The following is a 22229-nucleotide window of genomic DNA, read 5'->3' as shown; positions in this document are numbered from 1 at the left end:
TGTTACCCCTCGTGAAGCGTCGGTCTCGGCTCGCTTGCCGCGATGCCTCAACCTTCGTCCGTGAGGGGGGTGCGTCACATCGGGAGAGTTCCGCATCTTGAACGCGGGAGGGGCCTTAGGCCCGCCGTAGGTATGCCTACGGCGGGCCTAGGGCCCCTCAGAAGCAGCCGCTCCGCCCGGACCGGGCGGGCGCGTCAGGTCTTCGGCAGTGCGAGCAGGAGGTCGGAGTACTTCAGGGCGGCCAGCACCAGCCCGATGAAGCCGACCGAGACACCGGCCCAGGCGACCGACTTGATCCACGGTGCCTGTACCTGGTCGGGGTCGCCGAACGCGGGCCGCACCAGCACGGCCACGCCGACGATCAGGCCGACCAGCGCGAAGATGCCGCCCCACAGGGCGGAGGCCTGCCAGGCGTCGCCGTAGACGGCCTGGAGCTGGGTGGCGACGGTCGCGTTCGTCGCGGCCTGCATCTCCAGCTGCCCGGTGATCTCCTCACGCGCGGAGGCGACGGTGCCGACCCAGCCGCCCGTCAGGGAGACGAGGCCCAGCACCACCGACACGATGCCGGCGGCACCCTGACCGACGCCCGGCGTCGCCTTCGCGGTGGCCGGCGGGAACTCCTCGTCGAACTCTGCGGCCTCGTCGGAGGCGTCGGCGCCGTCGGTCTCGACCGAGTCGCCGGCCGGCGTCGCGGTCTCCTCCCGGGCCGCGTCCTCCTTGGTGACGTCGGTGCCCTTCACCGACTCGTCGTCGTTCCTGGCCTCGGCGCCCGTGTCGGCCCCGGTCTCGTCAACTGTCTTGGTTCCCATACCTCGCACCGTACGAATGTTGTCTGAGAGGTTTCTTAACGCTCGCTGTGAGCAACGCGAGCGCGTTCCGCACGCCATTCGGGCGCCAGGACGGACCATATCTCCAAGTCGTGCCGGACACCCCGGTGGGGATATCTCTCGCGCTGCACCCCGTCCCTCACCATGCCGAGCCGCCGGGCCACGTTCAGACTCGCCGTGTTGCCGGTGGCAGCGATCCATTCGACGCGGTGGATGTCCCGGACGTCCACGGCCCAGTCGATGAGGATCCGCATCGCGCGGGTGACCAGTCCCCGTCCGGTGCCGGCGGGCTCCAGCCAGCAGCCGACCTCGCAGTTGGCGTTCTCCGCGTCGAAGTTGAGGAAGAGGACCCCGCCGACGAGCTTGCCGTCCAGCCAGATCCCGTGCAGGGAGCCGGTGTCGGCGGAGCGCATGTCGGCGTACCGCTGGAGGACGGCGCGCGCGCCCTCGACGTCCGTGGCGGTCTGCCCGAAGGGGACGTACTGGTTGATGAAGTCCCGTCCCCGCTCCAGGTGGGCGAGGAACTCCTCGGCGTGCCAGGGCTCCAGGGGCCGCAGTTGCGCTCCGTCGTCACCCAGGGATATCGCGTACATCCGTCGGCCGCTCCTTCTCCACATCTTCCACCACGACGTCCGCGAGCCTCTCATGGGCGGCGCGGGTCTCGGGCGGTTCGATGCTGATGCGGGGCATGCGGCGGTCGAGCCAGCGCGGCAGCCACCAGTTGGCGCCGCCGAGCAGGTGCATGAGGGCGGGGACGAGGAGTGTCCGCAGGACGAAGGCGTCCAGGGCGACGGCGGCGGCGAGCGCGATGCCGAACATGGCGATCACACGGTCGCCGCTGAGCACGAAGGCGAGGAAGACGGAGATCATGATGACCGCCGCGGAGTTGATCACCCGGCTGGTCTCGGCGAGGCCGACCCGGACCGCGCGCCGGTTGTCGCCGGTCTCCAGCCACTCCTCGTACATCCGGCTGACCAGGAAGACCTGGTAGTCCATGGAGAGCCCGAAGAGGACCGAGACCATGATCACGGGGAGGAAGGGTTCGATGGGCCCGGCCCGGCCGAGGCCGAGCAGTTCGCTCCCCCAGCCCCACTGGAAGACCGCGACGACCACGCCGAACGCGGCGGCGACGGCGGCCACGTTCATCGCGGCGGCCTTGAGCGGTATCCCGACGGACCGGAAGGCGAGCAGGAGCAGCAGACAGCCGAGGCCGATGACGACGCCGACGAACAGCGGGAGCTTGCCGACGATGACGTCCGCGAAGTCGTCGTATCCGGCGGTCATCCCGCCGACGTGCAGATCGAGGGAGGTGCCGGTCTCGGCACGCGGCAGCACCGCGTCGCGCAGTCGTTCGACCAGCTCGCTGGTCCTCGCGGACTGCGGGGCGGAGTCGGGTACGACGGTGAGGTACGCGGTGTCGCCGTCGGCGCTGAAGGTCACCGGGGTCACCGCCGAGACGCCCTCGGTGGCCCTGAGCGTGGTGTCGAGGTGGTCGAGGGCGAGCTTGTCGGCGGCGCCGTCGACCTCGGTGACCAGGGTCAGAGGGCCGTTCACGCCGGGCCCGAAGCCCTCGGCGAGGAGGTCGTAGGCCTGGCGGGTGGTCGTCGTCTTCGGGTCGTTGCCCTGGTCGGAGGTGCCGAGGCGCAGTCCGAGGGTGGGCAGGGCCAGCAGGGTCATGACGACGAGGGCGATGGCGCCGAGCTTCTTGGGGTGCCGTTCGACGAAGGCGGACCAGCGGGCGGCGAAGCCCGTGGGCAGCTCGGGCTCGGGGCCGTGCTCGGCGAGGCGGCGGCGTTCGCGGCGGCTCAGCGCCCGCATGCCGATGAACGACAGCAGGGCCGGCAGCAGCGTCACGGAGGCGGCGACGGTGAGGACCACGGTGAGGGAGGCGGCGATCGCGACACCGTTGAGGAAGCCGAGCCGCAGGATCAGCATCCCGAGCAGGGCTATGCAGACCGTGGCGCCGGCGAAGACCACGGCCCGTCCGGTGGTCGCGACGGCGCTGCGCGCGGCCTCCTCGACGGACAGGCCCCGCTTCAGCCCTCGGCGGTGCCGGGTCACGATGAACAGCGCGTAGTCGATGCCGACGCCGAGGCCGATGAGGGTGCCCAGCATGGGCGCGAAGTCGGCGACCGTCATCGCGTGCCCGAGCAGGGTGATCCCGGCATAGGCGGTGCCCACGCTGACCAGGGCGGTCGCGAGCGGCAGCAGACTGGCGGCGAGCGAACCGAACGCCAGGAAGAGGACCACGGCGGCGACCAGCACCCCGACGATCTCGGCGAGATGCCCGCCGGAGGTCTCGGTGAGCCCGATCGACGTGCCGCCCAGCTCCACCTGGAGCCCGTCGCTCTCGGCGGACTTCGCCGTGTCGACGACGGCCTCGGCCTGCGCCTTGTCCACGTCCTCGGCCGGCTGGTCGAAGGTGACGGTGGCGTACGCCGTGCGGCCGTCCTCGCTGATCCGGCCGCCGTCGACGCCGTCGTAGGGGTCGGTCACGGCGGCGACGCCGGGCAGGTCGGCGATCTCGGCGAGGGTGCGGGTCATCGTCTGCTCGACGGCGGCGGCCCGCACACTCCCGACCTGGTCGCTCGTGTGCCAGACGACGGTGGCGCTGTCCCCGGTGACGCCCGGGAAGCCCTCGTTCAGCAGCTCGGTGGCGCGGCTGGACTCGGTTCCGGGGGTCTTGTAGTCGTTCGAGTACGCGGCTCCCGCGGCGGCGGCGCCGGCGGCCGTGCCGGCGAAGGCGAGAAGCCACAGGAGGACGGCGACAAGACGGTGCCGGACACACCAGCGCGCGAGGGCTGCCACGGATTGTGCTCCTGGGGAGGGGAGACATGGACAATTCCTGGCAACTCTTGCACCACAATCTGATCGTTTGGCCCCTTTGAGGGGCTCCTCACATGGGATGCGAGGCACCTCACAGAACAAACGGCGGCACTCTGTCGCCCCGTGTCACCGTCGTGACACGCCTGAGGGCGGCCCATCGCAGTGATGTGCCGCCCTCAGGAATACGCGGGGAGCCGCTGTCGCGTTCAGCCCTCGCCGACGCCCAGCTTCTCCAGGATCAGCTCCTTGACGCGAGCCGCGTCCGCCTGACCGCGCGTGGCCTTCATGACCGCGCCGACCAGGGCACCGGCCGCGGCCACCTTGCCGCCGCGGATCTTGTCCGCGATGGCCGGGTTGCCCGCGATGGCCTCCTCGACCGCCGTCGTCAGGGCACCCTCGTCGGAGACGACCTTCAGACCGCGCTTGTCGACGACCTCGTCCGGGGTGCCTTCGCCCGCGAGGACGCCCTCGATGACCTGCCGGGCGAGCTTGTCGTTCAGGTCGCCCTTCGTGACCAGCTCGGTGACGCGGGCGACCTGCTGCGGCGTGATGGCCAGCTCGTCCAGCGCCTTGCCCGACTCGTTCGCGCTGCGGGCCAGCTCGCCCATCCACCACTTGCGGGCGGAGGCGGCGTCCGCCCCGGCCTCGATGGTGGCGACGATCGGCTCCAGCGCGCCGGCATTGAGGATGGCCTGCATGTCGGTGCCACTGATGCCCCACTCCTCACGGAGCCGGTTGCGGCGGACCAGGGGCAGCTCGGGCAGCGCGGCCCGCAGCTCCTCGACCCACTCGCGCGAGGGGGCCACCGGTACGAGGTCCGGCTCGGGGAAGTACCGGTAGTCCTCGGCCTCCTCCTTCACACGGCCCGAGGTCGTGGACCCCGTGTCCTCGTGGAAGTGCCGGGTCTCCTGGATGATCGTCCCGCCGGACGACAGTACGGCAGCGTGCCGCTGGATCTCGAAGCGGGCGGCGCGCTCGACGGACCGCAGCGAGTTGACGTTCTTCGTCTCCGAACGCGTACCGAACTTCTCGGTGCCGTGCGGGCGCAGCGACAGGTTCACGTCGCAGCGCATCTGGCCCATCTCCATCCGGGCCTCGGAGACGCCGAGCGCCTTGATGACCTCGCGCAGCTCACGGACGTACGCCTTGGCGACCTCGGGAGCGCGCTCGCCCGCGCCCTCGATCGGCTTGGTGACGATCTCGATGAGCGGGATGCCCGCGCGGTTGTAGTCGAGGAGCGAGTGCGAGGCACCGTGGATGCGGCCGGTGGCACCGCCGACGTGCGTCGACTTGCCGGTGTCCTCCTCCATGTGGGCGCGCTCGATCTCCACGCGGAAGGTCTCGCCGTCCTCCAGCTGCACGTCGAGGTAGCCGTTGAAGGCGATCGGCTCGTCGTACTGGGAGGTCTGGAAGTTCTTCGGCATGTCCGGATAGAAGTAGTTCTTCCGGGCGAAGCGGCACCACTCGGCGATCTCGCAGTTCAGCGCGAGACCGATCTTGATCGCCGACTCGACGCCGATCGCGTTGACGACCGGGAGCGCGCCGGGCAGGCCGAGGCAGGTGGGGCAGGTCTGCGTGTTGGCATCCTGACCGAGTTCGGTCGAACAGCCGCAGAACATCTTCGTCTTGGTGCCGAGTTCGACATGGACCTCAAGGCCCATGACGGGGTCGTACGACGCCAGCGCGTCCTCGTACGACACCAGGTCGGTCGTGGTGGTCACGGTCTTACTTCCCTCTCAGCCCAGCAGGACGTCGTCGTCGCCCAGCCGCTTCAGTTCGCGGTAGAGGACGGCGAGGCCGGTGACGATGCCGATGGCGGCCACGGACGCGTCGATCAGCCGCAGCGTGTCCTGCTCGGCGCGAGCCTTCTTGATCCGCTTGGCGATGCCCCACGCGCCGAAGGCGGTGGTGGCGATGGACACGTACGTACCGGACTTGGACTTCTGGAAGTCCTTGGCCTTGGACAGTGTCTTGCTCACAGCGACGGAGCCTCCTCGAGAAGCGGGTGCCCCCACTTTTCCACGAAGGCGGCCTCGACGGCGGCGCCGACCTTGTAAAGACGGTCGTCCTTGAGCGCCGGGGCGATGATCTGCAGTCCGACCGGCAGCCCGTCCTCCGGCGCGAGGCCGCAGGGCAGGGACATCGCGGCGTTGCCCGCGAGGTTGGTCGGGATGGTGCAGAGGTCCGCCAGGTACATCGCCATCGGGTCGTCGGCGCGCTCGCCGATCGGGAAGGCGGTGGTCGGCGTGGTCGGCGACACGATGACGTCGACCTTCTCGAACGACTTCTCGAAGTCCCGGGTGATGAGCGTACGGACCTTCTGGGCGCTGCCGTAGTACGCGTCGTAGTAGCCGGAGCTGAGCGCGTACGTGCCGAGCATGATGCGGCGCTTCACCTCGGGACCGAAGCCCGCCTCACGGGTGAGGGAGGTGACCGCCTCGGCGGAGTTGGTGCCGTCGTCGCCGGTCCGCAGGCCGTAGCGCAGCCCGTCGAAGCGGGCGAGGTTGCTCGAACACTCGCTCGGCGCGATCAGGTAGTACGCGGCCAGCGCCAGGTCGAACGACGGGCAGTCCAGCTCGACGATCTCGGCGCCCAGCTCCTTCAGCAGCGCGACGGACTCGTCGAACCGCTGCACCACACCGGCCTGGTAGCCCTCGCCGCGGAACTGCTTGACGACACCGACGCGCATCCCGGCGACGCTGCCGTTGCGGGCGGCCTCGACGACCGGCGGGACCGAGGCGTCGATGGAGGTGGAGTCCAGCGGGTCGTGACCGGCGATCACCTCGTGCAGCAGCGCCGCGTCCAGGACCGTACGGGCGCAGGGCCCGCCCTGGTCGAGGGAGGAGGAGAACGCCACCATGCCGTAGCGGGAGACCGCGCCGTACGTCGGCTTGACGCCGACGGTGCCAGTGACGGCGGCCGGCTGGCGGATGGAACCGCCGGTGTCGGTGCCGATGGCGAGGGGCGCCTGGTAGGAGGCGAGCGAGGCGGAGGAACCGCCGCCGGAGCCGCCCGGGATACGGGTGAGGTCCCAGGGGTTGCCGGTCGGCCCGTAGGCGCTGTTCTCGGTGGAGGACCCCATGGCGAACTCGTCCATGTTGGTCTTGCCGAGGATGACGACGTCCGCGTCCTTCAGCCGCTTGGTGAGAGTGGCGTCGTACGGCGGGATCCAGCCCTCCAGGATCTTCGAACCGACGGTGGTGGGAACCCCGACCGTGGTGAAGATGTCCTTGAGCGCGAGCGGGACACCGGCGAGCGGCCCGAGCTTCTCGCCCCGGTCCTTCTTCTCGTCGACGGCGCGGGCCTGGGCGAGGGCGCCCTCGCGGTCGACGTGCAGGAAGGCGTGCACCTTCTCGTCGACGGCCTCGATCCGGGCCAGGTGGGCCTCGGTGACCTGGACGGCGGTCAGCTCGCCGGAGGCGATCTTCGCGGCGATCTCCGCCGCGGTGAGCTTGATGATGCTGTCGGTCATGACGTGATCAGTCCTCCCCCAGGATCTGCGGCACCTTGAAACGCTGCTGCTCCTGGGCCGGGGCGGCGGACAGCGCCTGCTCGGGGGTGAGCGACGGACGGACCTCGTCCGCGCGCATGACGTTCGTCAGCGGCAGCGGGTGCGAGGTCGGCGGTACATCTTGGTCGGCGACCTCGCTGACGCGGGCGACCGCGCCGATGATGTCGTCCAGCTGGCCCGCGAAGTGTTCGAGTTCTTCGGGCTTCAGCTCCAGACGCGCCAGCCGTGCGAGGTGGGCGACCTCCTCGCGCGTGATGCCAGGCATGCAGCGATCCTCTGGGGTGAGTGTGTGTGGTTTGGCGCCAATCCTATGGGGCGCGGGGCGCTGGCCGCGCCGCTGGGCCGGGCGCCCAGTGGCTCGGGTGCACTGTAATCGGGCGACCTCGGCCGCGTGGGGCTTCTCGCGCAGTTCCCCGCGCCCCTGAAAGACCAGGCCCTGCGGGCCTGAAAGGCGACGGAGCTGCGGGCCTGAAAAGCACGGGGCGCAGCCCCTGCTTTTCAGGGGCGCGGGGAACTGCGCGAGAAGTCCCACGCACCCGCGCCCGCCCACACACCCGAACCCCGAGCTGTCAGGCGCCGGCGCTACTCCTCGGCGGTAGCCGCCGGCAACGCCGCCGCCGGCCGCTGCCACCCCCGAGACCCCCGCGCCCGCAGCCACGCCGTGGCCTCCTCCGGCGGCATCGCGGCAGCGACGAGCCATCCCTGCACCGCGTCGCACCCGAGGTCCCGCAACCGCTCCCACGTCTCGTCGTCCTCGACGCCCTCCGCCACGACGAGCAGACCCAGCGAGTGCGCGAGATCGACCGTGCAGCGCACGATCTCCGCGTCCTCGTTGTCGATGGCCAGCCGCGCCACGAACGACCGGTCGATCTTCAGCTCGCTCACCGGCAGCCGCCGCAGGTGCACCAGCGACGAGTACCCGGTCCCGAAGTCGTCGAGCGACATCTTCACCCCGTGCCCGGTCAGCCCGGCCAGCGTGTCCGCGGCCCGCTGCGGGTCCTCCAGGAGCACGTGTTCCGTTATCTCCAGCTGAAGCGCCCCGGCCGGCACCCCGTGCCGGGCGAGCCGCGCGGCCACCGCCCCCGCGAACCCGGGGGTGTGGACGTCACGCGGGGACACGTTCACGGCGACAGGCACGTGGAGCCCCTGCGCCCGCCACCTCGCCACCTGCGCGAGGGCCGTGTCCAGGACGTACTCCGTCAGATGCGGCATCAGCCCGGACGACTCGGCGATCGCTATGAACTCGTCCGGCGGTACCTTCCCCCGCTCGGGGTGCACCCACCGCACCAGCGCCTCCAGACCGGCGACCTGCCCGTCGAAGCGGACCTTGGGCTGGTAGTGCAGCTCGACCTCGCGCGCGTCCAGCGCACGCCGCAGGTCGCCGAGCAGACCGAGCCGGTCCGGGGTGTTGGAGTCCCGCTTGGACTCGTAGACCTCGACACCCGTACGGTCCCGCTTCGCCTGGTACATCGCCACGTCCGCCCGCCGCAGCAGCCCCTCCGCGTCGAGCGCGTGGTCGGGGAAGACGGCGAGCCCGGCGCTGGCCTCCAGGACGAGGGTGAGCCCGTCGAGGTCGAGCGGTGAGCCGAGCGCGGCGACGAGGTTGCGGGCGACGCGCGACGCGGACGTGGTGGAGTCGGCGACGGGCAGCAGGACGGCGAACTCGTCGCCGCCGAGTCGCGCGGCCTCCGCTCCGCGGGGCAGGGCGACCCGCAGCCGGTCGGCTATCTGCAACAGCAGCCGGTCACCCGCGAGGTGCCCGAGCGTGTCGTTGACGGACCGGAAACGGTCGAGGTCGATCAGCATCAGTGCCGATCTCGCCCCGATGCGTTCGGCGTCGTCCAGGGCGGTCCAGGTGCGTTCCAGCAGCCACTGACGGTTCGGCAGTCCGGTGAGCGGGTCGCGCAGCTGTTCCTCGGCCCGGGCGCGGGCGATCCACAGGGTGGAGTCGAGCGCGATGAGGGGGATGGCGAAGAGCGGCAGCAGCAGCGGCTGGGCGAGGGCGACGACACAGACCAGCGGAGCGATGCCGAGCAGCGCGACGGCGACGAGACCCTGTCTGACCAGGGCCGTGCGCGCGACGGTGGGCAGACCGCCGCGCGGTGCGGCCAGGTACCAGAGCAGGACGCGGCTGACCACGAGATAGGCGATCGCGACCAGGGCCACCTGGGGCGCCGAGTAGAGGTTCCAGCTGTCCGGGTCCCAGGGGTGTTCCACCGAGGGGACCCGGCCGAAGACCCGCAGGACGAGCGCGGCGGCGCCGATGCCGAGGATGTCGACCGCGCCGTGCAGCACGCCCTGGCGCCAGCGCCCCCGGCGGGCGACGCCGACGAGCACGACGACCGTGAGGCTGACCATGCCGGCCGCCACCCAGCCGTAGAGCAGCAGGACGGCGAGGGTGAGGGCGGCTCCGGAGCCGGTGCCGCCCCACCAGCGGGCGCGGCCCATGGCGACGAGGTGGCCGACGATGATGCCGGTGAGCAGGGCGAGGGACCAGCCGACCGCTCCGGCCGGGAAGAGGGCGTGCTGCCCCGCGAACGCCCGGTAGAACCCGGCGCCCAGGATGGCGCCGGCCAGGCCCACGATCACGGCGGGCAGTGCGGGCCAGGACAGGTGCCGGTCGGCTTCGTGGCCCGGTAGCTCGTGGCCGCGGCTCTCGCCGAGCGAGCCGGTGAGGGTGGGCGCCCGGCCCGCGTCGACCGCGGTGCCGGAGGTGAGCTGTGCCGGGCCCGGTACGAGCGGGCCGCGTGCGCTCGCACCCGCACGGCCCGGCGGCCAGGTGACCCCGGTCCTGGGCTCCGTCCCCGTCGCCCGGCCGGGTCCCCGCTCCCGGCTCCCCGGATCCGGGCTCGTGGGTCCCCGGCTGCCCGGCTCCCGAGGTCCGGACTCGCGGCCTCCCCCGAACGGGCGTTCTCCCATGAGCAGGGAGCGGCCCCGTCGCCAGGCCCCGGAGACCCGGCGCAGGCGCAGCCGCGAGTCCGGGGCGACGCTCTCGGTCGGTTCCATTCCCGTCCCTCTCACAGCCGGCGGTGCCCACGCCACGCGGCCCGTTGCTCCCGGACTACCCGGGGCGACACCGCGTCCGAGAACCCGCCACGCGTCCGGGCACGGCAGGCGCACATCTCAACAGTAGGCCGCACAAGGCTTCCACGGGCAGCGGTCGGTGTCGGTTGCCCGAATGCGACCGGCCACCCGTATGCATCTGGTATGCGCCGAACGGGTGACCTTCAACCCCTACTCCTCGATCGGGAGCGCGACTTCCGCGGCCGCGTCCGGTCCCTGTTCGAGCAGGACGGCGAAGCCGTCCTCGTTCAGGACGGGTACCTTGAGCTGCATCGCCTTGTCGAACTTGGAGCCCGGGTTCTCACCGACCACGACGAAGGAGGTCTTCTTCGACACCGAGCCGGTCACCTTGGCGCCCCGGCTCTGCAGTGCCTCCTTGGCCCCGTCGCGCGTGTGGTGTTCGAGTGTGCCGGTCACGACGACCGTCAGCCCTTCGAGGGGCCTGGGACCTTCGTCCTCGCCGGCGCCCTTGTCCTCCAGGGGGACTCCGGCCGCCTTCCACTTACGGATGATCTCCCGGTGCCACTCCTCGGCGAACCACTCCTTGAGCGCCGTGGCGACGATGGCGCCGACCCCGTCGACCGCGGTGAGTTCCTCCTCCGTGGCCTGCTCGATCCGCTCGATCGAACGGAACTCGCGGGCCAGGGCCTGGGCGGCGACCGGTCCGACGTGGCGGATGGAGAGCCCGTTGAGGAAGCGGGCGAGCGGACGGCTCTTGGCCTCCTCGATCTTCTGGAGCAGCGCGAGGGTGTTCTTCTTGGGCTCGCCCTTCTGGTTGGCGAAGACCGTGACGACCTTCGGTTCGCCCGTCTTCGGGTCGTGCTTGGGCAGGCCGCTGTCCGCGTCCAGGACGTAGGCCTTGATGGGGAGCAGCTTCTCCACGGTGAGGTCGAAGAGGTCGCCCTCGTCGACCAGGGGCGGGTCGGCCGGCTCCAGCGGGCGGGTCAGTGCCGCGGCGGCGACACCGCCGAAGTGCTCGATGTCCAGGCACTCCCGGCCCGCCAGATACGAGACGCGCTCTCTCAACTGGGCGGGACAGCTACGGGCGTTGGGGCACCGCAGATCGATGTCGCCCTCCTTCATCGCGCGCAGCGGCGTCCCGCACTCCGGGCACTCGCTCGGCATCACGAAGGGACGCGTCTCGTTCTCGTCGCGCAGCGCCACGACCGGCCCGAGGATCTCGGGGATGACGTCCCCGGCCTTGCGGATGACGACCGTGTCACCGATGAGGACGTTCTTGGCCTTGACGACCTCCTGGTTGTGCAGGGTGGCGAACTCGACCTCGGAGCCCGCCACCGTGACCGGCTCGACCTGGGCGTACGGGGTGACCCGGCCGGTGCGGCCGACGCCCACCTTGATGTCGATGAGCTTGGTGTTGACCTCTTCCGGCGCGTACTTGTAGGCGATCGCCCAACGGGGTGCGCGGGCCGTCGATCCGAGACGGCCCTGGAGCCGGATCTCGTCGAGCTTGACGACCGCGCCGTCGATCTCGTGCGCCACGGAGTGGCGGTGCTCGCCGTAGTAGGCGATGAACTCCCGTACGCCGTCGAGGTCGTCGACCACGCTGTTGTGCTCGGCGGTGGGCAGGCCCCACGACTTGAGGAGGTCGTAGGCCTGGGAGAGGCGGGTGAAGCCGCCGTCGAAGCCCTCCAGGGCGCCGATGCCGTGGACGACCATGTGCAGCGGCAGGGTCGCGGTGACCTTGGGGTCCTTCTGGCGCAGTGAACCCGAGGCGGAGTTGCGGGGGTTGGCGTACGGCTTCTCGCCGGCCGCCACCCGGCGTTCGTTGAGGCCCTGGAATGCCTCCATCGGGAAGTAGACCTCGCCCCGGATCTCGACGAGCCCAGGGACGCGGTCGCCCTTCAGCCGGTGCGGGATCTCGGCGATCGTCATGACGTTGGGCGTGATGTCCTCGCCGGTCCGGCCGGTGCCCCGGGTGGCGGCTCGGGTGAGCCTGCCGTCCTCGTACGTCAGGTTCACCGCGAGGCCGTCGATCTTGAGCTCGCACAGCAGGTGGTAGTCGGAGGTGCCGACGTCCTTGGCGACGCGCTCGGCCCAGGCGGCGAGCCCTTCGTCGTCGAAGACGTTGTCGAGGGAGAGCATGCGCTCGCGGTGCTCGACCTCGGCGAGGTCGGTCTCGTACTCGACGGCCACCTTCTGCGTCGGCGAGTCCGGGGTGCGCAGCTCGCTGTACTCGTCCTCCAACGCCTCCAGCGTGCGCAGGAGTTCGTCGAACTCCGCGTCGCTGACGATCGGGTCGTCCTTCACGTAGTAACGGAAGCGGTGCTCCTCGATCTGTTCGGCGAGCCGCGCGTGCTTCTCGCGGGCCTCGGCGGGCACCGCCGCCTCGGCGGGCACCGATGTGGGCTGTGCGTCCTTGTCGCCGGCCACCGTGTTGTCCTCCGTCACTCTGGGTTGTCCGCGAGGGATCTCGCCGCCTTGACGCAGTGGGCGAGCGCCCGGCGTGCGTACGCCGGGGAGACCCCCGCGAGTCCGCACGTCGGAGTGACCGTGACCGCCTCCGCGAGCAGCCCCGGATGCAGTCCCAGCCTGCGCCACAGCGTCCTGACCCCCATGACGCTACCGGCAGCCTCTGACAATGCCCCCTCGGTGGTCGGCACGACACCGACGAGCAGCTTCGTGCCTCCTTCCACCGCTTCCCCGATCATGTCGTCGTCACGCTCAGTGAGCAAGGTGAAGTCGAAGGAGATACCGGTGGCACCGGCGCGACGCAGGAGCGCGAAGGGTACGTCGGGGGCGCAGGAGTGCACGACGACGGGCCCGTGCTCCGCGTGGACGCCGATGACGTCCCTGAGGGTGGCCTCGACGAGCTGGCGGTCCACGGCGCGGTGGGTGCGGTAGCCGCTGGCGCTCTTGACCTGGCCGCGCAGGACGGCGATCAGGGACGGCTCGTCGAGCTGGAGCACGATCCGGGCGCCGGGGACGCGCCGCCGCACCTCGGCGAGGTGCTGGCGCAGGCCCTCGGCGAGCGAGCCGGCGAGGTCGCGGCAGGCGCCGGGGTCGGAGAGGGCGGCCTCACCGTTCTTCAGCTCCAGCGCGGTGGCGAGGGTCCAGGGGCCGACGGCCTGGACCTTCAGCGGGCCCTCGTACCCCTGGGTGAACTCCTCCAGCGCGTCGAGGTCCTCGCCCAGCCACGACCTGGCCCGCTTGGTGTCCCGGCCCGGGCGGTCGCCGATGCGCCAGCCGCTGGGTTCCACGCGGGCGTACAGCTCGACGAGCAGGCCGGCGGTTCTGCCGATCATATCGGCGCCGGGGCCTCGGGCGGGGAGTTCGGGGAGGTGCGCCATGCCTGTCTGCGGCCACTCGAAGGTGCCGGTGACTGTCTTGGCGGCTTCTCTGGCGTCCCCGCCCGGCATGGATCCCACGCCGGTGGCCGGGCCGAAACTGAAGTCTTCGCTCACGCACCGAAGCGTACGGCTCCGCTGGGGGCGCGTTGTCGGGTGCGGCTCCGGTGGGGCTTCTCGCGCAGTTCCCCGCGCCCCTGAAAAAGCGGGGCTGCGCCCCGGCTTTTTTCAGGCCCGCAGGGCCTGAATCCTTTAGGGGCGCGGGGAACTGCGCGAGAAGCCCCGCTCACCCGCACCCGCCGCCGAAACACGCACCCCCCGAGTTGTCAGGCGCCGGGGCGGACCGTGAGGTCGTTCACCTCCGCGTCCCGGGGGAGGTCCAGGGCCATGAGGATCGTCGTGGCGACCGACTCCGGCGCGATCCACCGCGAGGCGTCGTACTCCTTGCCCTCCTGCTGGTGGACCTTCGCCTGCATGGGACTGGCGGTGCGCCCGGGGTAGACCGTGGTCACCCGGATCCCATTGCCGTGCTCCTCCCAGCGCAGGGAGTCGGCGAGTGCCTTGAGCCCGTGCTTGGAGGCCGCGTAGGCGGACCAGTCCGCGTGCGCGTTGAGCCCCGCGCCCGAGTTGACGAACACCACGTGCCCCCGCGCGGCCCGCAGTGGGGGCAGGAAGTGACGGGTCAGCTCGGCGGGCGAGACGAGGTTGACGTTGAGCTGGTGCCGCCAGGTCTTCGGGGTCAGGTCGCCCACCGCGCCGAGGTCGACCACACCCGCGATGTGCAGCAGCGAGTCCACCCGGTCGGGCAGGGTCTGGTGGGAGAAGGCCCAGGACAGCTTGTCCGGGTCCGCCAGATCGCCGACCAGGGTCCGCGCCCCCGGGAACTGAGCCGCCAGCTCCTTCGCCCGCCCCGCGTCGCGCGCGTGCAGCACGAGGTCGTCGCCGCGCTCGTGCAGCCGTCGGGCGACGGCCGCGCCGATGCCGGAACCCGCCCCGGTGATCACATGAGTAGCCATGCGGTCATGCTCGCATCATCCGGGGCGCACCCTCACGCTCACCCGGCCCCACGCTGCCCCCGCCTCGCGCTCACCCGGCCTCAGGCGACGCCCCGGCTCTCCTCCAGATAAGCCATCGCCCCCACCGGCTCCTCCGCGAAGAAGACCAGGTCGGTGAGCGGGCGAGGCAGGAAGCCCTCGTCCTCCATGCGCCGGAACTGCTCCTTCAACCCGTCGTAGAAACCGGCGGTGTTCAGCAGGACCACCGGCATCTCGGTGTGGCCGTGCTTCTTCAGCTCCAGGATCTCGGTCGCCTCGTCGAGCGTGCCGGTGCCGCCGACCATGATGACGACCGCGTCGGCCTTCTCCAGCAGCAGCCGCTTGGCTCCCCCACTGCCTTAAGGGCGTGGGAGGTGCCCCCAGGCCAAATCCCGGGCGACCACCATCTCGTCGGTGCCGGGCCGTGCCTTCGCCGACAGGAACTCGGCGGAGACGCCCAGCAGTCTGCCGCCCGCCTCCTGCACACCGTCGGCGACCACCTTCATCAGCCCGACGTCCGAACCGCCCCACACCAGGGTGTGTCCGCCCTTGCCGATCAGCTTGGCGAAGTCCTTCGCGGGGCCCGTGTAGCGGTCGGCGAGGTCGGCGGCGGAGAGGAAGACACAGATTTCATACGTCCACGTTAGGGGGCGGCACCGACATCGGGGTCCGCCGGTCCACCGGCTTCCTCCGCCACCGTCACGCGGATCTTCGACTGGCGGTGCGGCAGGTCCTCCCAGTCGTCCATCAGGCGGGCGGACAGGCCGTATGTGCGGGCGAGTTCGACGAGGGTCTCGGTCCGGTAGTAGAAGTCCTCGTGCAGCACCTGGTGTTCGGCGCCCTCGGTGCGGCCGAAGGTGAAGTCGAAGAAGCCGCCCGGGGCGAGGACCCGGCCCACGTGGGCGAGGCACTGCTCGATGACGTGCGGCGGCGAGTGGGAGAACACGCTGTGCGCGTGGACGACGTCGAAGTACCCGGAGGGCAGGAAGGAGAAGGTGAGGTCGGCGACGAGCGCCAGATGCGGCAGCTTGGCCTGCAGACCCTCTCGGGCGAGGGTGCGCTGCGCCTCCATGAGGATGGCCGGCGAGATGTCGATGCCGTAGTAGTTGCCGGTGTCCAGGTGGTCGATGAACAGCCGACCGGCCCGCAGGTTCCCGCAGCCGATCTCCAGCATCCGGTGCCGTGGCTCCAGGCCGTGCCGCAGGAGGTACTCGAACTGCATCCGGCCCATGCGTTCCCACTTCTCGACCGACGGGTTGTGCCCGACGGCGGCCTCCGGGCTGCGCGCCGTGTCGGCGGCCATGACGGCCCGGTAGTAGGAGATGTGGTCGCGGTGCTTGAGCTGAAGCCAGGTGTCCCGCGCGACCCGCCGGGCGTGCGCGGGCACGCGCCGGGGGTGACGCAGCGCGTAGCGGACGCGGTGGGTGAGACTCCGCCGGTTCCTGGACTGACGCCCGCGTCCGGAACCCCTCCCGGACGGGTCCACGGCCTGCCCGGACGCTCTCCCGGGCCGCTCGGCCAAGTTCCCTGACTGCTCGGACGGGTTCCCGGCCTGCCTAGAGGGGTTCCCGGACCGCCCGGTGGGGTTTTCGGGCCCCCCGGAGGGGTTCTCGGGCCGCTCGGACGGGTTTCCCGGCTGCCCGGACGGATCTATGGCTGTCATCACGGCCTCCTACGTCCCCCCTGCGGCCCGTCAGGGCCTCCGGCTGGGCTCGACGAGCACACCAAGCAGCCTGCGCCGCGCACGCGCGGACGGCTACCCGGAGGGGGACGATCGTGGCCGTGGAGCTACACCACGCCCGCCCGCGCGCGCGTGGTCGACGCGATCGTCGCCGACCCCACCACACGCGTGCCGTCGTACAGGACGATCGCCTGCCCGGGGGCCACGCCCCGGACCGGCTCGGTGAAGCGGACCTGGAGCTCGTCGTCGACCAGCTCCGCGCGGACCTCGGTCTCGCCGCCGTGGGCGCGCAGCTGGGCCGTGTAGGTGCCGGGGCCGGTGGGTGCCGCGCCGCACCAGCGGGGGCGGATCGCGGTCAGGGCGTCGACGTCGAGGGCGGCGGCCGGGCCGACCGTCACCGTGTTGTCCACCGGGGAGATGTCGAGGACGTAGCGCGGCTTGCCGTCGGGGGCGGGCGTACCGATGCGCAGGCCCTTGCGCTGGCCGATGGTGTAGCCGTAGGCGCCCTCGTGAGTGCCCAGGACGTTGCCGGACTCGTCGAGGATGTCGCCCTCGGAGCGGCCCAGCCGGTGGGCGAGGAAGCCCTGGGTGTCGCCGTCGGCGATGAAGCAGATGTCGTGGGAGTCGGGCTTCTTGGCGACCGCCAGTCCCCTGCGCTCGGCCTCCGCGCGGATCTCGTCCTTCGTCGTCACCGTGTCGCCGAGGGGGAACAGGGCGTGGGCGAGCTGCCGGTCGTCGAGCACGCCGAGGACGTAGGACTGGTCCTTGGCCATGTCGGAGGCGCGGTGCAGCTCCCGCGTGCCGTCCTCCCGCACGATCACCTGGGCGTAGTGGCCCGTGCAGACGGCGTCGAAGCCCAGGGCGAGGGCCTTGTCGAGCAGGGCCGCGAACTTGATCTTCTCGTTGCAGCGCAGGCAGGGGTTCGGGGTCCGCCCCGCCTCGTACTCGGCGATGAAGTCCTCGACGACGTCCTCGCGGAAGCGCTCGGCGAGGTCCCAGACGTAGAAGGGGATGCCGATGACGTCCGCGGCGCGGCGGGCGTCCCGGGAGTCCTCGATCGTGCAGCAGCCGCGCGCGCCGGTCCGGAAGGACTGCGGGTTCGCGGACAGCGCCAGATGGACGCCCGTCACGTCGTGCCCGGCTTCCGCCGCGCGGGCGGCGGCCACGGCGGAGTCGACCCCGCCGGACATGGCGGCGAGGACACGGAGGGGGCGGGTGCGCTGCGAGATCTCAGTCATAACCCTTCCAGGGTACGGGGCGCCGGGAACCGGAGCCCGCGAGTATCCGTTGACAGCTCGTGGGAACGAGAAGGGCTTCGAAGAACGGTTCCGGGAGCGGCGGAGCGAGCGCCTCCGGCGGCGGGGACGCGGACCGCCGCGTCGGCCGCCGCGCGCTGCTCATCGGCACGGCCGTGGCCGCCGTCGGTACCGCCGTGGTGGCGCGGGACGAGCTGACGCGCGCGTGGTGGCGGGTGCCGGGGGTCGCGAAGCCGCGCAAGGACGGCGAGGTCGACTACACGGGTGCGAAGTGGGTGGCGGCGTCGGACGCGAACTGGCGACTGGCGGACCGGCCGGACGACTTCGGCATAGACATGGTGATCATCCATGTCACCCAGGGCAGCTTCGACAGCGCGGTGAAGGTCTTCCAGGACCCGGCACACGGCGCGGCGGCGCACTACATCGTCCGCAAGGACGGCCATGTCGCCCAGATGATCCGCGAGCTGGACGTGGCGTACCACGCGGGCAACCGCGACTACAACGAGCGCAGTGTCGGCATCGAGCACGAGGGTTTCGTCGAGAAGCCCGAGGACTTCACCGACGAGATGTACGAGGCCTCCGCACGGCTGACGGCCCGGATCTGCGCGCGGTACGACATCCCTCTCGACCGCGAGCACATCCTCGGCCATGTCGAGGTCCCGGGGACGGACCACACGGACCCCGGAGAGGGCTGGGACTGGGACCGCTACATGAAGCTGGTGCGCGCGGCGGCGAAGACCGGGGCGTCCACGCCGGCCTGAACCTCGACGGTCCCGCGCCTGGTTCCGGGGCCTGATCGGCTCAGCTCAGGCCCGCGGTGCGGGCGCGTTCCACCACCGGGCCGATCGCCTTCGCGACCGCCTCGACGTCCGCCTCCGTGGAGGTGTGGCCGAGGGAGAAGCGGAGGGTGCCGCGGGCCAGGTCGGGGTCGGTGCCGGTGGCGAGGAGGACATGGCTGGGCTGGGCGACGCCGGCCGTGCAGGCGGAACCCGTGGAGCACTCGATGCCCTGGGCGTCGAGGAGCAGCAGCAACGAGTCGCCCTCGCAGCCGGGGAACGTGAAGTGCGCGTTGGCCGGAAGGCGTCCCGCGGGGGACGGGTCACCGCCCAGCACGGCGTCCGGCACCGCCGTACGGACCGCCTCGACGAGGGCGTCGCGCAGGGTGCCGATCTCCCGGGCGAACCACTCGCGCTGCTCGGCGGCCAGCCGGCCGGCGACCGCGAAGGAGGCGACGGCCGGGACGTCGAGAGTGCCGGAGCGGACATGGCGCTCCTGGCCGCCGCCGTGCAGCACGGGTACGGGGCTGTACTCGCGGCCCAGCAGCAGCGCGCCGATGCCGTACGGGCCGCCGATCTTGTGACCGGAGACGGTCATCGCGGCGAGCCCGGAGGCCTCGAAGTCGACCGGAACCTGACCGAACGCCTGGACCGCGTCGGCATGCAGCGGGACGTCGAACTCCGCCGCCACGTCGGCGAGTTCGCGGACCGGCATGATCGTGCCGATCTCGTTGTTGGCCCACATCACGGTGGCCAGGGCGACGTCGTCGGGGTTGCGGGCGACGGCCTCGCGGAGGGCATCGGGGTGGACCCGGCCGTACGGGTCGACCGGGAGGTACTCGACGGTGGCGCCCTCGTGGTCGCCGAGCCAGTGGACGGCGTCGAGGACCGCGTGGTGTTCGACGGGACTGGCCAGGACCCGGGTGCGGGCCGGGTCGGCGTCGCGGCGGGACCAGTAGAGACCCTTCACGGCGAGGTTGTCGGCCTCGGTGCCGCCGGAGGTGAGGACCACCTCGCTGGGCCGGGCCCCGAGGGCCTCGGCGAGGGTCTCGCGGGCCTCCTCGACGGTGCGCCGCGCTCGGCGGCCGGAGGCGTGCAGCGAGGAGGCGTTGCCGGTGACGCCCAGCTGGGCGGTCAGGGCCTCTGCCGCCTCGGGGAGCATCGGGGTGGTCGCCGCGTGGTCGAGGTAAGCCATGGTGAGCCGATTCTACGGGGCCGTGTTCGGGTGGCCTCAGCGGTGCGGCCCGGACTTGGCCGTAAGAGCACCTGGTGCTCCTGGCCGCGCTCTCGGCCCTCGACCGTCAGATGCTCCAGGAGACGGTGTTCGTCGTCTGCATCAGGGTGGCGAGGACGATCAGGTCGGCGACGCCCAGGCCGAGGCCCAGGAAGGCGCGGCCCCGTCGTGTCGTGCCGCGCTTGAGGGCCACCGCCGCGAGGACGATCGCGATGGGGCCGAGGAAGAGGTTGAGCACGAGGAGGCCCAGCAGGCCTAGTAGTGCGTCGCTGCTTAGTTGTGGCGTGTCTGGTTGGGAGGCTGGTGTCTGGTGGGTTCCTCCTTCCCTTTTGCCGGACAGGACTGTCGTCATGGGTTCACAGAAGAAGCGGCCGGTCAGGTTGACACCGCAGGATCGTGAGGAGTTGGTCCGGGTGACCACCACGGGTGTTCGTGGGGCCTCGATGATCATGCGTGCGCGTGTACTGCTAGCACTGGACACCTCGGTGGGAGACGTGGATCCCAAGGCGGTGATCGCGGCCCGGCTCGGCGTCTCCGGTGAGACGTTACGGCTGGTCGCCAAGCGTTTCGCCGAGACCGGTGGCGATGTGCACGCCACGATCGCGCGGAAGAAGCGCGACCTCCCACCGGTGCCCTCGCCGGTGACCGGCGAGGTCGAAGCCCGGCTGATCGCGATGGCGTGCTCACAGCCACCCCAGGGCCATACCCGGTGGTCGCTGCGGCTGCTGGAGAAACATGTCGCGCTGGCCGAGGACATCCCCGATCTGGACCACTCCACCATCGGGCGGGTCTTAAAAAAACGGAACTGCGCCCTCACCTGAGAAAGTGCTGGACCATCCCACCCCGGGCGAACGCGGAGTTCGCGGCCCGGATGGAAGACGTGCTGGCCGTCTATGCCCGGCCCTACGACCCGGCACGTCCGGTGGTGTGCATGGACGAGAAGCCCTACCAGCTCCTCGGCGATGCCCGCGACCCACTCCCGGCCCGCCCTGGTCACGACGCCCGCCAGGACAGCGAGTACATCCGCTGCGGCACGTCCTCGATCTTCGTGTGGGTCGAACCCCTGCGCGGGTGGCGTCGCGTTCAGGCACTGTCCCGGCGGACCCGGATCGACTGGGTAAGCCAGGTCAAACAGTTACTGAGCGTGGACTACCCCGACGCCGAGACCGTGGTGCTGGTGATGGACAACCTCAACACCCACAACATCGCCTCGTTGTACGAGGCGTTCGAACCCGAAGAGGCATTCGCCCTGGCCCAACGCCTCGAGATCCACCACACGCCCAAGCACGGGTCATGGCTCAACATCGCCGAGATCGAACTCTCCGCACTGACCCGGCAATGCCTCGACCGCCGGATCAGCGACCTCGACACCCTCAACACCGAACTCTCAGCCTGGCAGAACGCCACCAACACCGACCAGCGTCAGGTGAACTGGCAGTTCACCACCCACGACGCACGCATCAAACTGCGCCACCTCTATCCCAAAAACTAGCCGCGACAGTCTACTAGGACGAAGGAGGCGACGGCCATGCCGTCGGCGTCCCGGCCCCGGGGACGGGACGTGGTGGTTCCGGTCTGCTGACGTGCGGCGGTGAGCTGCATGGTCGATCTGCTCCCAACGGGTTCTCGGCGGACGGTCGTTCGACGGTGGCGGTGGCTGCCGCTGTGGCGGTGGCCGTCGCGGCGGACGGTCAGTGCGTGCCGCGGCCGCGGCGGGATTGGCGCTCGCGGTACGCGAAGATCGCCAGCCAGAGGGCGATACCGACGGCCAGCACGGTCGAGACGGCCGGCGGCACGTGAGCCACGGTGCCCAGGACGACACCCAGCAGAAGAAGTGCGGCGACGAGGAACAACATCGTGGGAACGCCTCTCGTGACAGTTGGGTGAACGGTTGTAGTTACAGTTGTTCACTGACTCCCGAGTCTAGCGCGCTGCCCGGCTTTGCAATTACGGAGAACAGTTGTTAACTGCATGGCATGAGTCACACGTTCGGCGTCCGGCAGGTGCAGAAGCAGAAGACCCGGCGGGCGCTCATGGACGCCGCGCTGGCCCTGCTGGAGGAGCAGAGCCTCAGCAGCCTGGGACTTCGCGAGGTCACCCGCGCCGTGGGCGTCGCCCCCACCGCGTTCTACCGGCACTTCCGGTCGACCGCGGACCTCGGTGTCGCGCTGGTCGAGGAGGTGCTCGGCAGTCTGCACCCCGTGCTCGCGGACCTGATGTCGGCGGTGGGCGACAGTGACGAACTCGTCGAGCGCGCCGTGGAGCTGATCGCCCGCCATGTCGACGGGTACCCCGCACACGTCCGGTTCATCGCGCGCGAACGGCACAGCGGGGTCCAGCCGGTGCGGGACGCCATCCAGGGCCAACTGACCCGGTTCGCCGAGGAGGTGCGCGGCGAGCTGGCCAAGCGGCCGGAGACCGCGGGGTGGACGGACGACGACCGGCTGATGCTCGCGGGCCTGTACGTCGACCAGATGCTGATGACCGCCTCGCTGTTCCTGGAGGCCCAGGGCCAGCCGGAGGAGGAGCGCCTGCGGGTGACCCGGCTGGCGGGCCGACGGATGCGGCTGATCAGCATCGGCTGTCACCACTGGCTGGACTGACACATCTCCGCGCGCGTTCGCGCACGCGCGCGGGTAGGGCGCGCCCCGCGTTCGGGGCGCGCCCTCATCGAATCAACCCTGCTCGGGGGCCTCTTGGGCACCAGGAGTTCGGC

General features: G+C 71.0%; 20 protein-coding genes and 1 pseudogene. 4 read left to right on the top strand and 17 right to left on the bottom strand.

Going from position 1 to position 22229, the window contains the following annotated elements:
* Nucleotides 1–194: 194 nt before the first annotated feature.
* The 14 genes and pseudogenes from E4N62_RS33945 to mnmA all read right to left on the bottom strand — a co-directional run bounded on the left by E4N62_RS33945 (nt 195) and on the right by mnmA (nt 17485).
* Nucleotides 195–809, bottom strand: a complete 615-nt coding sequence (locus E4N62_RS33945; RefSeq protein WP_230220625.1) for a hypothetical protein — start codon at nt 807–809, stop codon at nt 195–197.
* A 35-nt stretch (nt 810–844) separates the two neighbouring features.
* The gene (locus tag E4N62_RS33940; RefSeq protein WP_230220623.1) at nt 845–1420 is read right to left on the bottom strand and encodes a GNAT family N-acetyltransferase; all 576 of its coding nucleotides are present in this window, start codon (nt 1418–1420) and stop codon (nt 845–847) included.
* Complete coding sequence (locus E4N62_RS33935; RefSeq protein ID WP_230220620.1) at nt 1398–3635, bottom strand: MMPL family transporter; 2238 nt, start codon at nt 3633–3635, stop codon at nt 1398–1400. The genes E4N62_RS33940 and E4N62_RS33935 overlap by 23 nt, the downstream gene beginning before the upstream one ends.
* A 224-nt stretch (nt 3636–3859) precedes the next feature.
* Nucleotides 3860–5374, bottom strand: a complete 1515-nt coding sequence (gene gatB, locus E4N62_RS33930; RefSeq protein WP_230220618.1) for an Asp-tRNA(Asn)/Glu-tRNA(Gln) amidotransferase subunit GatB — start codon at nt 5372–5374, stop codon at nt 3860–3862.
* A 15-nt stretch (nt 5375–5389) separates the two neighbouring features.
* Nucleotides 5390–5632, bottom strand: coding sequence for a hypothetical protein (locus E4N62_RS33925; RefSeq protein WP_184899704.1), 243 nt, complete (start codon nt 5630–5632; stop codon nt 5390–5392).
* Nucleotides 5629–7125 carry an Asp-tRNA(Asn)/Glu-tRNA(Gln) amidotransferase subunit GatA gene (gatA, locus tag E4N62_RS33920; RefSeq protein WP_230220616.1) on the bottom strand — a complete coding sequence of 499 codons (1497 nt, stop codon included), beginning with the start codon at nt 7123–7125 and terminating at the stop codon, nt 5629–5631. Before gatA ends, E4N62_RS33925 begins: the two co-directional genes overlap by 4 nt.
* A gap of 7 nt (nt 7126–7132) precedes the next feature.
* Nucleotides 7133–7429 (bottom strand): Asp-tRNA(Asn)/Glu-tRNA(Gln) amidotransferase subunit GatC, encoded by a 297-nt coding sequence (gatC, locus tag E4N62_RS33915; protein ID WP_005480000.1) that lies wholly within the window; start codon nt 7427–7429, stop codon nt 7133–7135.
* A 317-nt stretch (nt 7430–7746) separates the two neighbouring features.
* On the bottom strand, nt 7747–10170 hold the full coding sequence (locus E4N62_RS33910; protein ID WP_230220614.1) for a bifunctional diguanylate cyclase/phosphodiesterase: 2424 nt from the start codon (nt 10168–10170) through the stop codon (nt 7747–7749).
* A gap of 228 nt (nt 10171–10398) precedes the next feature.
* On the bottom strand, nt 10399–12618 hold the full coding sequence (gene ligA / locus E4N62_RS33905) for an NAD-dependent DNA ligase LigA (protein ID WP_230220960.1): 2220 nt from the start codon (nt 12616–12618) through the stop codon (nt 10399–10401).
* Between the two features lie 14 nt (nt 12619–12632).
* Nucleotides 12633–13649, bottom strand: coding sequence for a methionine synthase (locus E4N62_RS33900; RefSeq protein WP_230220612.1), 1017 nt, complete (start codon nt 13647–13649; stop codon nt 12633–12635).
* A gap of 209 nt (nt 13650–13858) precedes the next feature.
* On the bottom strand, nt 13859–14548 hold the full coding sequence (locus E4N62_RS33895; RefSeq protein WP_230220610.1) for an SDR family oxidoreductase: 690 nt from the start codon (nt 14546–14548) through the stop codon (nt 13859–13861).
* Nucleotides 14549–14628: 80 nt separating this feature from the next.
* Nucleotides 14629–15195 (bottom strand): annotated as a pseudogene (locus tag E4N62_RS33890) (LOG family protein).
* Nucleotides 15196–15209: 14 nt separating this feature from the next.
* Entirely contained in the window at nt 15210–15953 is a 744-nt protein-coding gene (locus E4N62_RS33885; protein ID WP_230220608.1) for a class I SAM-dependent methyltransferase, read from the bottom strand.
* Nucleotides 15954–16354: 401 nt separating this feature from the next.
* Nucleotides 16355–17485, bottom strand: a complete 1131-nt coding sequence (gene mnmA / locus E4N62_RS33880) for a tRNA 2-thiouridine(34) synthase MnmA (protein WP_184899692.1) — start codon at nt 17483–17485, stop codon at nt 16355–16357.
* Between the two features lie 59 nt (nt 17486–17544).
* Between mnmA and E4N62_RS33875 the strand changes: the two genes are divergently transcribed.
* Nucleotides 17545–18264 (top strand): N-acetylmuramoyl-L-alanine amidase, encoded by a 720-nt coding sequence (locus E4N62_RS33875; protein WP_230220606.1) that lies wholly within the window; start codon nt 17545–17547, stop codon nt 18262–18264.
* Between the two features lie 40 nt (nt 18265–18304).
* On the opposite strand, the gene E4N62_RS33870 is transcribed toward E4N62_RS33875, so the two are convergent.
* Nucleotides 18305–19474, bottom strand: coding sequence for a cysteine desulfurase family protein (locus E4N62_RS33870; protein WP_230220604.1), 1170 nt, complete (start codon nt 19472–19474; stop codon nt 18305–18307).
* A 106-nt stretch (nt 19475–19580) separates the two neighbouring features.
* On the bottom strand, nt 19581–19865 hold the full coding sequence (locus tag E4N62_RS33865; RefSeq protein ID WP_230220602.1) for a DUF4190 domain-containing protein: 285 nt from the start codon (nt 19863–19865) through the stop codon (nt 19581–19583).
* On the opposite strand from E4N62_RS33865, the gene E4N62_RS33860 reads away from it, so the two are divergent.
* Together E4N62_RS33860 and E4N62_RS33855 are read left to right on the top strand one after the other, a co-directional pair.
* Nucleotides 19864–20334 carry a helix-turn-helix domain-containing protein gene (locus E4N62_RS33860; protein WP_230211441.1) on the top strand — a complete coding sequence of 157 codons (471 nt, stop codon included), beginning with the start codon at nt 19864–19866 and terminating at the stop codon, nt 20332–20334. The two genes, E4N62_RS33865 and E4N62_RS33860, sit on opposite strands and share 2 nt — an antisense overlap.
* Nucleotides 20223–21005: an IS630 family transposase gene (locus tag E4N62_RS33855; RefSeq protein WP_230220958.1), complete on the top strand. Its 783-nt coding sequence runs from the start codon at nt 20223–20225 to the stop codon at nt 21003–21005. The genes E4N62_RS33860 and E4N62_RS33855 overlap by 112 nt, the downstream gene beginning before the upstream one ends.
* A 199-nt stretch (nt 21006–21204) precedes the next feature.
* Here the strand turns inward: E4N62_RS33855 and E4N62_RS33850 are convergent, their stop codons facing one another.
* The gene (locus E4N62_RS33850; RefSeq protein ID WP_230220600.1) at nt 21205–21369 is read right to left on the bottom strand and encodes a hypothetical protein; all 165 of its coding nucleotides are present in this window, start codon (nt 21367–21369) and stop codon (nt 21205–21207) included.
* Between the two features lie 120 nt (nt 21370–21489).
* Here E4N62_RS33850 and E4N62_RS33845 point away from each other — a divergent pair, with 120 nt between their 5' ends.
* Nucleotides 21490–22116, top strand: a complete 627-nt coding sequence (locus E4N62_RS33845; RefSeq protein WP_230220598.1) for a TetR family transcriptional regulator — start codon at nt 21490–21492, stop codon at nt 22114–22116.
* Nucleotides 22117–22229 lie beyond the last annotated feature (113 nt).

This window comes from Streptomyces sp. MNU76 (assembly GCF_020982545.1).
In the GTDB taxonomy this organism is placed as follows: domain Bacteria; phylum Actinomycetota; class Actinomycetes; order Streptomycetales; family Streptomycetaceae; genus Streptomyces.
This window is presented reverse-complemented; position numbering and strand designations above follow the sequence as displayed.